The sequence below is a fragment of the Acinetobacter sp. LCT-H3 genome, from assembly GCF_001866125.1.
Taxonomy (GTDB): domain Bacteria; phylum Pseudomonadota; class Gammaproteobacteria; order Pseudomonadales; family Moraxellaceae; genus Acinetobacter; species Acinetobacter schindleri.
On sequence record NZ_MODX01000043.1, the window covers coordinates 1 to 11,773 of the forward strand.

At 39.6% G+C, this 11,773-nt stretch carries 12 protein-coding genes and 3 pseudogenes; 4 read left to right on the plus strand and 11 right to left on the minus strand.

From position 1 onward, the window contains the following. The first annotated feature begins 233 nt into the window (after positions 1–233). On the plus strand, positions 234–563 hold the full coding sequence (locus BK820_RS14130; RefSeq protein ID WP_004641881.1) for a four-helix bundle copper-binding protein: 330 nt from the start codon (positions 234–236) through the stop codon (positions 561–563). A 128-nt stretch (positions 564–691) separates the two neighbouring features. Here the strand turns inward: BK820_RS14130 and BK820_RS14135 are convergent, their stop codons facing one another. The 7 genes and pseudogenes from BK820_RS14135 to BK820_RS14165 all read right to left on the minus strand — a co-directional run bounded on the left by BK820_RS14135 (position 692) and on the right by BK820_RS14165 (position 6,391). Continuing rightward, a complete protein-coding gene (locus BK820_RS14135) occupies positions 692–985 on the minus strand; it encodes a type II toxin-antitoxin system RelE family toxin (RefSeq protein WP_000221358.1) in 294 nt (97 codons plus the stop codon). Then, positions 975–1,220 (minus strand): type II toxin-antitoxin system RelB/DinJ family antitoxin, encoded by a 246-nt coding sequence (locus tag BK820_RS14140; RefSeq protein ID WP_000246755.1) that lies wholly within the window; start codon positions 1,218–1,220, stop codon positions 975–977. Before BK820_RS14140 ends, BK820_RS14135 begins: the two co-directional genes overlap by 11 nt. A gap of 179 nt (positions 1,221–1,399) precedes the next feature. Then, positions 1,400–2,344: a copper resistance protein B gene (locus BK820_RS14145; protein ID WP_004668309.1), complete on the minus strand. Its 945-nt coding sequence runs from the start codon at positions 2,342–2,344 to the stop codon at positions 1,400–1,402. Further along, positions 2,331–2,669, minus strand: a complete 339-nt coding sequence (locus tag BK820_RS14150; RefSeq protein ID WP_004897649.1) for a hypothetical protein — start codon at positions 2,667–2,669, stop codon at positions 2,331–2,333. Before BK820_RS14150 ends, BK820_RS14145 begins: the two co-directional genes overlap by 14 nt. Continuing rightward, entirely contained in the window at positions 2,656–4,467 is a 1,812-nt protein-coding gene (locus BK820_RS14155) for a copper resistance system multicopper oxidase (protein ID WP_034583971.1), read from the minus strand. Before BK820_RS14155 ends, BK820_RS14150 begins: the two co-directional genes overlap by 14 nt. 746 nt (positions 4,468–5,213) lie before the next feature. Further along, positions 5,214–5,648, minus strand: a pseudogene (locus tag BK820_RS14160) (recombinase family protein); the annotation flags it as partial. Between the two features lie 38 nt (positions 5,649–5,686). After that, positions 5,687–6,391 carry an IS6-like element IS1008 family transposase gene (locus BK820_RS14165; protein ID WP_019383564.1) on the minus strand — a complete coding sequence of 235 codons (705 nt, stop codon included), beginning with the start codon at positions 6,389–6,391 and terminating at the stop codon, positions 5,687–5,689. 356 nt (positions 6,392–6,747) lie between these two features. Here BK820_RS14165 and BK820_RS14170 point away from each other — a divergent pair, with 356 nt between their 5' ends. After that, positions 6,748–7,041, plus strand: a complete 294-nt coding sequence (locus BK820_RS14170) for a hypothetical protein (RefSeq protein WP_004812242.1) — start codon at positions 6,748–6,750, stop codon at positions 7,039–7,041. On the opposite strand, the pseudogene BK820_RS14175 reads toward BK820_RS14170, so the two are convergent. Beyond that, a pseudogene (locus BK820_RS14175) lies at positions 7,029–7,472 on the minus strand (phosphotransferase); the annotation flags it as partial. The gene BK820_RS14170 and the pseudogene BK820_RS14175 sit on opposite strands and share 13 nt — an antisense overlap. A 111-nt stretch (positions 7,473–7,583) precedes the next feature. Here BK820_RS14175 and hisF point away from each other — a divergent pair. Further along, positions 7,584–8,342 (plus strand): imidazole glycerol phosphate synthase subunit HisF, encoded by a 759-nt coding sequence (gene hisF / locus BK820_RS14180; RefSeq protein ID WP_004812244.1) that lies wholly within the window; start codon positions 7,584–7,586, stop codon positions 8,340–8,342. Positions 8,343–8,642: 300 nt separating this feature from the next. Here hisF and BK820_RS14185 read toward each other — a convergent pair whose 3' ends face one another. Further along, positions 8,643–9,290: a sterol desaturase family protein gene (locus BK820_RS14185; protein WP_071321275.1), complete on the minus strand. Its 648-nt coding sequence runs from the start codon at positions 9,288–9,290 to the stop codon at positions 8,643–8,645. A gap of 114 nt (positions 9,291–9,404) precedes the next feature. Between BK820_RS14185 and BK820_RS14190 the strand changes: the two genes are divergently transcribed. Continuing rightward, positions 9,405–10,412 (plus strand): AraC family transcriptional regulator, encoded by a 1,008-nt coding sequence (locus BK820_RS14190; protein WP_004812248.1) that lies wholly within the window; start codon positions 9,405–9,407, stop codon positions 10,410–10,412. A gap of 39 nt (positions 10,413–10,451) precedes the next feature. On the opposite strand, the gene BK820_RS14195 is transcribed toward BK820_RS14190, so the two are convergent. Both BK820_RS14195 and BK820_RS14200 read right to left on the minus strand, forming a co-directional pair. Further along, on the minus strand, positions 10,452–10,694 hold the full coding sequence (locus BK820_RS14195; RefSeq protein WP_005404640.1) for a hypothetical protein: 243 nt from the start codon (positions 10,692–10,694) through the stop codon (positions 10,452–10,454). Between the two features lie 70 nt (positions 10,695–10,764). Further along, positions 10,765–11,412 (minus strand): annotated as a pseudogene (locus BK820_RS14200) (DNA/RNA non-specific endonuclease); the annotation flags it as partial. Between the last annotated feature and the right edge of the window lie 361 nt (positions 11,413–11,773).

Genomic DNA, 11,773 nt, shown 5'->3' on the forward strand with positions numbered 1-11,773 from the left:
GTCTAATTAACGGAACCACATCAATTTTAAGAATAGCTGCTTTTGATACTTGATCATCTATCCTAATTAAAAACTGTTTTTTAATAATTTGGAATATAAATAAGATTTAGTTAAAATTAACATTATTCATATAAATTAAAATTATGTATTACATTTACTAATAATTTAAAATAATTAGTAGAAAAAAATTATGTTTTAATTATTTCTTTGATTATATAAGTTGAGAGTAAAAAATGATTAATACGGAATTTTCAGAGTGTATTTCTGCATGTACAAACTGTTCACTTATTTGTACTGAATGTGCAACTTCTTGTTTAAAAGAAAAAGATTTAGAGATGATGCGTGAATGTATTCAACGTTGTCTAGAATGTGCAGATATTTGTCAGTTATGTGTGCGTATGCAACAACATAACTCACCTTTCCTCAAAGAGATTTGTGAGCTTTGTGCTAAGATCTGTGAATATTGTGCGGAAGAGTGTGAAAAACATTCACATGATCATTGTAAAAAATGTGCTGAGGCTTGCCGTCAGTGTGCAGAAGAATGTCGAAAAATTGCCATGTAAAATACTTCAATAATGTTAATTATATGGCTCTAGACTAACATAATCATTCTGCTAGTCTAGAGCCTTTCCTAAAATTAACATAATACACCTTATACGAAGCCAAAAATGGGAGCTTTAAGCTCCCATTTTTAGTCTTTAATTCGCTTTTTCGCTTCGTCATAAACTATGCTATCAGCTCGTTTTCCGACGGTAATGAGCAGGATAACTACCTGATCATCTTTAACTTGATAGACAAGTCGGACACCAGCTTTTAATAATTTGATTTTATAGCAACCTGCAAGATCGCCTCTAAGCATATTCTTTGGAATATGTGGCTGCTCTATGACTTTGGCTAGTTTCTTTTTAAATTGATCTCGTATAGCAACAGGGAGTTTTTCCCATTCTGCTGTAAAGTCCTTGTGACGTAAAAGCTTATAAGTCATCTAATGTGACTTCCTCAAACATCTCTTTAGGATCATTAATGCGCTTACGGACAAGAGCTAATAATTCTTCATCTTCTTCTGAAAGCAAAGCTTTTTTGACAGGCAGTTTCCCAGTCGTAGCAACATACTCAAGAATACTAGTGAAGAAATCCGTAGGTGCAATACCTTGCTCTTTAAGGATTGAATAAGATTTTTCTTTAAGGGCTTCATCGATCCTGAAGTTAACAGTAGCCATCATATTTCCCAAGTATTTAATGTACTAGGAATAGTGTAATGCAAATTGCATTACAAGTCGAATTCGCATAACAGCCATTATGTTAAATGGAAGGAAGCAAAATAAGTTAACATTTTGCTTCCGGCCACATTAAGCTAGAGTTTTATTTAAATAAAGCTATTTAGTAATCATTAAATTAATTAAAATCTAAATCTAACACCAGCTCCATATAACCAACCTTTCTCAGAGTTTGATTCTATTTGCCACGACGTTTCATCATTACCTTTTGAATACTCATAGGCAATGTCGATATACGGCATGATCTTTTTACTGATTTCATAGCGAGTTTCAAACCCTGCGGTTGCACTGCTTAAACCAGTTTTTTTCGCATATTTAGAGTCATCACTAAAGATAGCATCCAACTCTAAATAAGGTTGAATAATCAACTTTTGCGTAATCAGAAAATCACGTTCCGTTTCTAGGCTAAAGCCCGCATAATTGTCTTCTCCCGCATAGAGATAAGCATCAGTTTCAAAGAAATATGGCGCCATACCATGTAAGCCAATCACCGCATCAACATTTTCTTCGGTGTCTTTGCGATGATCATTGAGTTCAACTTTTTCACTACGATAACGTGCACCAATCTGTGCATCCCAAAAGTCTGAAATCATACGGCTATATAAAAGTTTGGCATCATAATGTGCATCATGCGATTCTTCTTTATCGGCATGAATTTTAATAAAAACCTTATTTTCATCTGTGCCAATACGGGTTTCAAACTCTGACTTTAAATCACCTGTGCCATCTTCATTGACAAGCCACTTATTGTCCACTGTCGTAATCGCATAAATTTGCGCACCGTGTTCTGAGCGATGATCATAATGCGAACTCTGCTGAGCATTCGCATCTGGTACATGATGTAAATGATTAACCGTAGATGTTGCCTGATGTTGTGCCTGATTCATTTGGCTATGGTTCATTTGAGAGCGATCCATTTGCATCGGCTGATTTTGACTAGAAGATGTAGCAACTGTCATTTTTTCAGGCGCACTATGATCTTCACCATTATGTGCCAAACTCACTGCACTGACCATCAACAAAGAGCTTGCTAAAACAGTTTTAGAAAAAAGATTAATGGTGCGCATGTTGATCTCCTTTCTGTACTTTTTGATCTTGCTGTTTCTCTGTTGATTTGTGATGCATTGGCTGATGACCTGCATGTTGATGGTTCATCGGTGCTGAATGTGCAGCATGATTCATTTTCCCCATCATCTGCATGTGTTGTGCATGCTCTTGTGGAGAATGCTGTGAATGATCCATCTCAGACATCGCTTGATGATTCATTGATGGTACATTTTTTCCATCAGTCTGAGCAGTTGAATGATGCCCTTCGTGCGCCAAACTTAAGCTTGTTAAACTCAATACCGCAACAGAAAAAAACGCTTTAAATACAAAATTAGTGATGTGCATGTCCAGCTCCTTTTTGCTCAGTTACTTGGTGAGTTTGAGTCGAATTTGTACCTTGAATTGGCGTTGTAGACACTTGTTCATCGCTAACATTTGCCACGATCAACTTGTTCATCATTCCTGCACTCATGTGATACAACAAATGACAATGGATTGCCCATTCGCCCAACTCATCCGCAGTTAATAAAGCAGTCACTGTTTTACCCGGTGGTACAATCAATGTGTGTTTATTCGGCATATCTACCGACTCTTGACCATTCTCCAACTGCATAAACATGCCATGTAAATGCATGGGGTGCGCCATCATACTGTCATTAATAAATTTGATACGGATACGCTCGCCATACTTCACTTTTAATGGCTCAGCATCGCTGAATTTTTTACCGTTAATCGTCCAAATATAACGCTCCATAGTACCGCCCAAACGCACTACTAATTCACTGCTAGCTTCACGAGTATCTTTTTGCGGTTCTAAAGATTTTAAATCACTATATTGCAAGGCTTTATTGCCCGCAGGTGTAGATGCATTTGCCCAACCATAAACCACTTGATCATTTTCTTGTGGTTTTGCTGTGCCATGCTGTGAATGATCCATTTTCGAGTGATCCATGCCTTGCATATCGCCATGGTTCATTTTTGAATGATCCATTTTCGAGTGATCCATGCCTTGCATATTGCCGTGGTTCATTTTCGAATGATCCATTCCTGCATGATCACCGCCACCATGTCCCATATCTTCCATGGTCAAAAGTGAGCGTGGACGTGGTGCAGGCATATGAATGCCATGTGTCATAGGATTTAATTCATTGTGCAGTGTACCAATCGCATAGCCTGCACGGTCAATTGACTCAGCTTCAATTTGATAATGTCCACCTTTTGGCTCCACAATCACATCATAAGTTTCAGCTGTGCCAATACGAAACTCATCCACAGCAACAGGTTTTACAGGCTGACCATCAGCACTGACCACAGTCATTTTCAAGTTAGGAATACGGACATCGTAGAAAGACATCGCAGATGCATTCACAAAACGTAGGCGAATTTTTTCATTCGGTTTAAACATTCCTGTCCAATTTTGTTCAGGTGTTTTGCCATTAATGAGGAAGGTATAACCTGTAACATCCGACATGTCGGTTTTTAGCATACGCATCTGATTCCACATTTTGCGGTCAGACCATGTCGCTTTTATGCCATCACGTTTAACCTGCTTCCAAACATCACCCAAGGTTTCACGCTGATCTTGATAATATTCAGCTGAAATTTTAAGATCTTTCTGAATTTGATCACTGGTTTTTTCATGAAAATCTGACAACATCACCACATAGTCACGTTCAGCTTTTTCATGTGCTGCCAATGGTGTTTTACCTTTTGGATAAATCACAAAAGAACCATATAAGCCGTCCTGTTCCTGTCCTTTAGAATGAGCGTGATACCAATAAGTCCCGCTTTGGCGAATCTTGAATTTATAAACATACTCGCTTTGAGGCTTAATACCGTTAAAACCATTAAATCCCGGTACACCATCCATAATGCCCGGCAACAACAGTCCGTGCCAATGAATAGAAGAATCTTGGTTTTTTAAATTATTTTTCACGCGAATGATGGCTTCATCACCCTCTTCAAACTCAAGCAAAGGCGCAGGAAATTGACCATTTACGGTAATGCGCTTTACAGGCTTTCCAGTTGGGCTGACCACTGCTTCATCAATAACAAGCTGATATTCACGCACTTCGGCAAAAACCAAAGGCGACGATGCAAAACAAATACCTGCTAATAGGTACGAACTAATTTTATGAGACATAACTTAACCTTAATTTTTGAAAAATAAATAAATTTTAAAAAAATTGGTTAAGTTTTAGGAGGACGTGAAATTTCTTGCCAATACCCATTTAGATATTGGTTGGGGTAATAAAAATTAGGCTGATCTATAGAATAGAAGGTATCTAGGGGATCTAGCGAGCTTTGCAAAGAATGAAGACATGAGATCTGTGTCTGGCAGGATAAGCTAGAACATTCCTGACACTTTTTGTGATCTATATTCTGATTAAGAGCTAAATGATTATGGCAATCGGTATTCGTCTGTACTTCGTGATTAATACCATGTTGAGTGACTTGCTGTGCTTGATCTAAACAATGATCTTGGCTCATTTCAGTTTGCATATTGATATGCATTATCTTTACTGATGCAACAGACACACTACTCCATCCTATGGCAAAAACCATAAGAAAACAAAACCAAAGTTTTTTGGAGAGATGAGTCAACACGAATGCTATCTAGGAATAGAATTTAATCCAAAATATCTTAACGGAATTTTCAAATATTTACAACTCAATATAATTTAGTAGTTTCTCTAAAATTAACATAATACACCTTATACGTAATGCTTGATATTTCTCTTTAAATATCATTATATTAAAGCAAGCCGTTCTGGAATATAGGGCACCAGAGCGGCTTTTTATTGATTATTCATGTTCCACGCTTAAAATTCGAACAGTGTTTCATGATTTTTATAAGTTAAACTAAATTTAGTTGCTAATCCCAATAAGCTATTCACTAACTTGTAAATATCGGTATACCGCCTGACGACTAATCCCAAAAGCTTTCCCTAATGCCATTTTCGATGGATACTTCCCCTCCTTCCATGCTTGTCGTAAAGCTTCAGCTTGGTCAGGCTTTAGTTTATGCACCCGACCTTTGTACTTCCCCTGAGCAGAGGCGAGTTTTATTCCTTCCTTTTGCCGCTCTAAAATGATCTCACGTTCGAACTGTGCAAAAGCACCCATCATTTGAAGCATCAAATTATCCATCGGGGTGGATTCGGCTGTAAAAGTAATATTTTCTTTTACAAACTGGATGGCGATCCCTCGTTTGACCAGTTTATCTACTTCAGTGACCAAATCTTTTAGGCTTCGCGCAAAACGATCCATTGAATGTACAATCACCCTGTCCCCTTCCCGGACATAGTTCGGCACTGTTGCAAATAGAGATTTGAGTCGATGATGTTCCCTTTAAAAAGTGCTTAGAGACCGAAAACCCTGTTGATTAGACACACTTCACCCTGAGGCTGACCATAATAAAATGACGATGCTTGTCCTTTACGTAGTGCACGCATGACTTCAATACCTTTAATTGTGGCATAAGCCGTCTTCATAGATTTGAATCCTAGTGTGGCCCTGATGATTCGCTTTAACTTACCATGATCACATTCAATGACATTATTTTTATACTTAATCTGCCTGTGCTCAATATCTACTGGACATTTTCCTTCTCGCTTTAATCGTGATAAAGCATGGCCATAGGTCGCTGCTTTATCTGTATTGATGACCCGTGGAATTTGCCATTTTTTCACCGTATTGAAGATCTTTCCTAGAAAACTATAGGCTGATTTACTGTTCCGTCTAGCGGAAAGGTAAAAGTCAATCGTATGCCCCCGTTGATCAACTGCACGATACAGGTAAGTCCATCGCCCCTTCACTTTGATATAAGTCTCATCCATATGCCATGAATGTAAATCTGTAGGATTACGCCAATACCAGCGTAACCGTTTTTCTATTTCAGGAGCATAACGTTGAACCCAACGGTAAATAGTCGTGTGATCAACATTCACACCCCGTTCAGCGAGCATTTCTTGAAGTTCACGATAGCTGATGCCATATTTACAATACCAACGAACAGCCCAAAGAATGATTTCACCTTGAAAGTGCCGACCATGGAAGGGATTCATCTGCTGTATCTCGAAATAAATAAGATATTTAGCTTATCATGTCAGCCTATTTGCAACAGTGCCATAAAAACTGCCTAATCCTGGATCGTAGAGACTTCATTTTTGAGAAAACGGAAGACCTAAAAGGCTTCAATGGCATCCATTGATTATTCGCCAAAGCTAAATAAAACCGTGGAACATTGATTGTTTTTTGATCGTGAAACATGAAAAATCATAAAAAAGCCCAATCGGGTGTGATTGGGCTATAAACTAGAAACTACAGCATTGATTTCTAAGGAAAATTAGAACACCTTTCGTATAAGGTGTATTATGTTAATTTTAGATAAATTAAAAATTTTCACTTTTAAGGGAATATCATGTTTAAACTTTTCTGCATTTTAATGCTATGTGCTAGTCAACAAGTTTTTGCTGGATTTGAAAATTTAAAAAAAATTGAAATTGAAGAACTTACCTTTAAAGAAATTATTAGAAGTCTTTATGAAGGTCAATTTACTCAAGGAAAAATTACTGAGATTGATTATGAAGATGGAGAATCATTTAGTCTTTATGATAAAAATCAAAAAAGAAAAGACATAGAAAATAGTACTTTATTAAAAAAACCAAAAAAATTAGACAAGCTAGAAAATCATTATATGCACTCTGACCAATAGGCATGGTTGCGGTTAAAATCACGCTGTAATGGAAAATCCTGTAACGCTAGATGCAGTTTGGCCTGCGCCTGTGCAATCGCCTGCACCTGGTCAATGCTGGCCTGCTCAGGATGCTCACCCATTAAACGTGGCGCAATCTGGGCAGGTTTGCCTGCAATACTATGGATGGCCTGACCGTGATGTTTCAACGGCACCGCGACAGGTACGCCTGCCTGCCCCAAACAGTCCAGCACGGGCACCAATTCAGCCGCCCCCTCAGTATCCAATTCTTCAAAAACCGTTAAGACATACTGTTTCTGTGTATGATCCACCAAAAAAAAGTTGGTGTTTTGAATACCGCCCTGGATTGGAATCAGGTCAATCACCGCCAAACCATAAGGCTCGGCAAATGCCTGCACTTCTTCTAAACTCAACGGGGTATAAACCGACATGGAAAACCTGCAAAATATCACTCTGATTTTGATAGAATACCCGTTCCCTCCATGAAGGTGTAGCACCAGAGTCGGTCTCCTTTCTCTCTTGGCGATTTTTTGGAAAATTTTATGCTCGCAAAACGTATTATCCCTTGCTTGGATGTTGATAATGGCCGAGTCGTTAAAGGCGTTCAATTCCTTGATATTCGTGACGCAGGTGACCCTGTTGAGGTTGCACGCCGTTATAACGAACAGGGTGCCGATGAAATTACCTTTTTAGATATTACCGCCACCCATCATGGACGGGACACCACCTACCGTACGGTGGAGCGGATGGCGGAAAGCGTGTTCGTGCCTTTAACTGTGGGGGGTGGCGTGCGTAAGGTTGAAGACATCCGTTTATTGTTGAACGCAGGTGCCGACAAGGTTAGCATCAACTCGGCTGCGGTGTTTAACCCAGAATTTGTACAAGAAGCATCGCAACGCTTTGGCGCACAATGTATTGTGGTTGCCATTGACGCAAAAAAAACGGGCGAGAATAAATGGGAAATTTTTACCCACGGTGGACGTAAGCCAACAGGTATTGATGCAATAGAATGGGCTGTTAAAATGGCAGACTTTGGTGCAGGTGAATTACTGATTACCAGTATGGATGCCGATGGAACCAAAGCAGGCTATGACATCGCTTTAATGCGTCAAATCAATGATCGTGTCACGATTCCAACGATTGCTTCAGGTGGTGTAGGAAATTTACAACATTTGGCAGATGGTATTTTGAAAGGTGGCGCAGATGCTGTACTTGCAGCTTCCATTTTCCACTTTGGTCAACATACGATTCCAGAAGCGAAAAAATATTTAGCTGAGCAAGGCATTGAAATGCGCCTTTAAGCAATAAAAAATAGCGAGATCCAAACCTCTCAATGCGATTGCTTGAGAGGTTTTTTATTCGGCAAATTTTAGTCAAAAAAATACCTTGCTGAGCAAGGTATATGAAATGCGTTTATACAACGCTAGAGGGTAAACGAAAAACAATAAATTTGGATAAATATCAAGCAACAAAAAGGCTTGGGCTAAATTAGCGAGATATTCAGCAAAAATATTGACATTAAAAACCAATTTTATTGACAATTCACGACATAAGCACACGACCAGCATCATGTTTTGTCAAAATGCCCTCTTCACGCTTTATCAAGAAGCAACCGATACTTTTTCGATCTCTTCTGTCTGAGCAGCGGCCACCAATTTTGGTTTCTGTTCTACCCATTTAGCAGGAAATACTGATTCAATCGCTTCAGTTAATATCTTCGAAATCGGTGTAGGTAAAGGTAGACCCAATGGATTGGCTTCTTTCAAATCTGCTGAAGACACCACACGCGTCCCCATCACATAATCAAACCAAGGACGAGTAACACACCAATTTGCATCTTGGTTCGAGTTCATGTGGTGATCATAGTGCCACGGGATTGTACGCTTCGCCCAATCAGGCTCAAGATGGGCACGGCGATGAACATAATAATAATTCCCCGCACTATAAATCGCTGCAAGCGCCATGCCTTTTGAAAAAGGATAGAACACAACACTTAGCACACCTGCGGCTAGAGCAAGTGACATTAACTCATTGCGCGTACGCCAGTTGTCCAGACCCTCGACATAACAATCATCAGAAAAGCCCTGCTTGCGCACTTCACGGTGGTGTGCCCAGTGCGATTCCATCTGTTTTGGCGTTGGGCTGAAACGTGGCTTGCCTTTACGGTGAACCCCATGCAGTAGATATTTATGGGCAAACCATTCATAACCGTTTGCAATCACCAAACCTGCAACAAAACCCTTCAACATGGTTTTCTCCAAATGTTTCCTTATTTTTTTAAAGATATAAATTTTTGTAGGCGAAGTATTGACGATACGATATATTTATATTGACAAAACACGACAGAATAAGGAGTAGACAGGATGTCCCAACTCAAGAACTATACAGGCTCTGTTTATGGCGGATTAGGGCATTTATTAAAGGCTTATTGCGAAACAAAAAATATTGAAATTCCTGAGCAATTACAACAAGTCCAAAATCTTGAACGTTTTGATTACGTCATTTGGCGTGACTTACTTGAAGATCTTAATCGTTTAAATCCCAAGACAGGTTTAGGCTTAGAAATTGCAGAGCACGTACAACCTAAACATTTAGGAATTATTGCTTATCTCGCACTGTCATGTGAAAACTTGGGCGAAGCATTGGCGCGTTATCATGATTTTCATCGCTTAATTTATGATGGTAGCCCTCTCGTCGTTGAATTTAACCCACCCTACGCATCAATCCGCTGGGAAGCTCCAGAACCCAACCCAACCCAATTAACAGATGAAATTGCAATTGCGCTGATGGTGCAATTCCATAAGTTATTTCTGTCAGGTGAAGATCTCAATCTACACGAAGTGCATTTTGTGAATACCGCACCGAAAAACATTATGGTTTATGAGCAGTATTTCCGTTGTAAAGTCCGTTTTGATCAGCCTAAAACTCAGCTACTTCTACCTGTTACCGAAGCCTTTAAGCCACTTCGAACAGGCGATCACACTTTACAGCAACTACTTTTACAGCAGGCACAGGCGCTTCTGGACAAATTACCCAACTCGACCCAACTCGACCAACGCTTGCAGCACGCCATTTTGACGGGCCTGCAAAAGAACCAATACCAGATCGACTTTATTGCGGGGAAACTGGGAGTTTCGGTTCGGCAGTTACAACGCCACCTGCAACAGCAAAATGCCACTTTTCAGGAACGGGTACAGGAAGTTCGCTTTATGCTGGCAACTGAATATCTAAAAGACCCACACCTGAGTTTACAGGAGATTGCCCTGCTGCTTTGCTATTCAGAACAAAGTGCCTTTCAGCGCGCATTTAAGCTTTGGACTGGTTTAACCCCACAACAGTGGCGGAAGAACAATACCATTTATAGTTCTTAATCAAGTTGATAAGGAAACGATGGTTTCTTAAAGCATTTTTTATAGAAATGGATTTTCGATTTCCTGTTCAGGTTGGCGCTGAATTTTTTCAGGGAGATTTTCCTGTTCCAGGGCTGCCACCAGCTCATTAATAAAGGCTTGTAACTTCTTGGCAGCCTGTAAACCGACCTGATCTTTGGTTATTTGCAGATTGCCATATAGGCTCACACAATCGACCTGATTTTCCAGGGTCAGGTCATAGATTGCGGAAGACTCATTTCCATTCACAAAAGGCTTAAACATCTCGTTCCCCATTATTATTCTCTTTTCATCACACTGAGCTAAACATAGATGATTTGCAAGATGCTCTACATTATCTCAACAATTGTAAAAAATACTGCACCAGCATATCCACCAACTGCTTGATCAGCGCCTGCTTGGTTTCCTCATCAATCTGTGGCAACTTACTTTCAGCAGTCTGGGACTGTCCTGAAGCAAACTGCTTTTGTTGAGCCTGTATGCTGGCGGTATCGGCTTCTTCCGCACATTGGCTTTCCGCATCCCAACGCATATATTTAATGTCTTGATTGGCCTTAACCTGAGCTGCGGTCAACGGTAATTGATAGATGTTACGCTTCTGCTGCTCGGTCAGTTGCGGGAATAAATTAACCCCCAGCTTCTCTTCCAGATAACAGATACTGACGACCCTGACCTGCTGTGAATCATTGTTAGGTGCATAATAGGCACCGCTAATGCCCTGTTTGGGCAGATACACCGCCTTATACACGGCCGTTGGCACAATCACGCCATTCCCAATGGTTTTGAGCCGCTTTCCCTCAAACACGGGACCTGTGACAATATAGGCATCCCTATGCTGTTTGGTCACAATCGCGCGCACGGCCTCCTCCAGCTTACGCCAGACTTCCTGATTATTTTTAGGGGCCTGTGGCACCATATTAGCTAAAGAGAAACTATCATATTGTGCAGCGGTGTTATTCATATCGCCATTTGGCGCCATGTGTTATATCCGGATTTAATCTATACTCATACAAAACACTCAATTTAATTTAAATTATATAAACTATAAATTAAGTAATAGATGTCCTTCTAAATTAAGAAGAATTCTTATTTGATTAATATTTCTACCTTAACATTCATGCATAATTCGTGAATGAGAACATCTATTCAAAATAGCTTTCCAGAACAATGTTTAAGAAGTATATACGCAACTCAGTTTAAGAAGATGCAGACTTAAGCCTAGGAACAGATTACAGATATACTGAGATCATTGACAAAATTCAAAATTCAAAAAATCTTAAATACTAAAAAATATAAATCTCTGAATGTGATATACGCTGAACTATCAGGAGACTTTCCCTTGG

Bases quoted from the DNA above. Each gene is read 5' to 3' on its own strand.
- BK820_RS14130 (WP_004641881.1), top strand. From the start codon at position 234: ATGATTAATACGGAATTTTCAGAGTGTATTTCTGCATGTACAAACTGT.
- BK820_RS14135 (WP_000221358.1), bottom strand. From the start codon at position 985: ATGACTTATAAGCTTTTACGTCACAAGGACTTTACAGCAGAATGGGAA.
- BK820_RS14140 (WP_000246755.1), bottom strand. From the start codon at position 1,220: ATGGCTACTGTTAACTTCAGGATCGATGAAGCCCTTAAAGAAAAATCT.
- BK820_RS14145 (WP_004668309.1), bottom strand. From the start codon at position 2,344: ATGCGCACCATTAATCTTTTTTCTAAAACTGTTTTAGCAAGCTCTTTG.
- BK820_RS14150 (WP_004897649.1), bottom strand. From the start codon at position 2,669: ATGCACATCACTAATTTTGTATTTAAAGCGTTTTTTTCTGTTGCGGTA.
- BK820_RS14155 (WP_034583971.1), bottom strand. From the start codon at position 4,467: ATGTCTCATAAAATTAGTTCGTACCTATTAGCAGGTATTTGTTTTGCA.
- BK820_RS14165 (WP_019383564.1), bottom strand. From the start codon at position 6,391: ATGAATCCCTTCCATGGTCGGCACTTTCAAGGTGAAATCATTCTTTGG.
- BK820_RS14170 (WP_004812242.1), top strand. From the start codon at position 6,748: ATGTTTAAACTTTTCTGCATTTTAATGCTATGTGCTAGTCAACAAGTT.
- hisF (WP_004812244.1), top strand. From the start codon at position 7,584: ATGCTCGCAAAACGTATTATCCCTTGCTTGGATGTTGATAATGGCCGA.
- BK820_RS14185 (WP_071321275.1), bottom strand. From the start codon at position 9,290: ATGTTGAAGGGTTTTGTTGCAGGTTTGGTGATTGCAAACGGTTATGAA.
- BK820_RS14190 (WP_004812248.1), top strand. From the start codon at position 9,405: ATGTCCCAACTCAAGAACTATACAGGCTCTGTTTATGGCGGATTAGGG.
- BK820_RS14195 (WP_005404640.1), bottom strand. From the start codon at position 10,694: ATGTTTAAGCCTTTTGTGAATGGAAATGAGTCTTCCGCAATCTATGAC.